This is a genomic window from Staphylococcus sp. HMSC069E10 (genome assembly GCF_001809205.1).
Lineage (GTDB): Bacteria > Bacillota > Bacilli > Staphylococcales > Staphylococcaceae > Staphylococcus > Staphylococcus hominis.
On record NZ_KV796501.1, the window covers coordinates 1 to 271 of the forward strand.

At 34.3% G+C, this 271-nt stretch carries 1 protein-coding gene; it reads right to left on the reverse strand.

The features are described 5' to 3' along the window. A partial coding sequence (locus tag HMPREF2561_RS10220) for a YdhK family protein (RefSeq protein WP_256275939.1) occupies positions 1-271 on the reverse strand: 271 nt, incomplete at both ends.

Here is a 271-nt window from a genome sequence, read left to right on the forward strand (position 1 = left end):
ATCTCTTCGTTTACGACCCATTTATGATTGTTTACTTTTTCATTTCCATTTGTGGGTTTATAACTTACAACATAAGCATATGTTTTATACGCACCTTTTACAGTAGCTTCTGCACCTTTCATACCTGGCATATGCCCTGCTGTAATCGTTACTTTATCTCCTACTTTAAATTCACCCTCATTAGTCGATGTCATATCTTCAGGAACTTTACTTTCATCATTATGCTTCATATGGCTCTCACTTTTTTGGTCATTAGTGTCTTTATCTTTTT